This window comes from Streptomyces sp. AC627_RSS907 (assembly GCF_019049165.1).
This window is the reverse complement of record NZ_JAGMUE010001285.1, coordinates 1-546: the sequence shown is the minus strand read 5'-3', so window position 1 is coordinate 546 and position 546 is coordinate 1. Positions and strand designations below refer to the sequence as shown.

The 546-nt window shown below is 76.7% G+C and carries 1 protein-coding gene; it reads right to left on the bottom strand.

The annotated features are described in order from the left end of the window. Positions 1-71: 71 nt before the first annotated feature. A partial coding sequence (locus KUM32_RS44580; protein WP_254406803.1) for an MMPL family transporter occupies positions 72-546 on the bottom strand: 475 nt, incomplete at its 5' end.

The following is a 546-nucleotide window of genomic DNA, read 5'->3' as shown; positions in this document are numbered from 1 at the left end:
AGACCGACGTCACCTCTCCGCCCCGGGGTTCGCCGACGGTGTCGACCGCCCCGGCGGGGATCTGTCGCGCGTCAGCGCGCGTTCAGGTCGTCGTAGTACGGCGGGTGGGCGCGCGGCTGGCCCGGATACGGCTCACTCGCGTGCGGCTGACCCGGGTAGGGCTGCCCGGCGTACGACTGGCCCGGGTACTGCTGGTCGGCGTACGGCTGGTCAGCGTGCGGCTGGCCCGCGTACGACGCACCCGCGTACGGCGCGGCGTGCTGGGCGCCCCGGTCGCCGCGGCCCGGGCGGATCGGCCACCAGGTGGAGCGGCCGAGCAGCGCGGCCAGCGCCGGCACGAGCACGATCGACAGCACGAACGCCGAGAGCATGATGCCGAGCGCGGTGGCGAAGCCGATCTGCTGCGTGGAGGGCACCGCGTTGACGGCGAGGCTGCCGAAGGACGCGGCGAGGACGACGCCCGCGGTGGCGATGGCGGGCGCGGTGTGCCGCACGGCGCGGGCCACGGCGGCGCGGGCCGGGCCCGGACGGTCCATCTCCTCCCGG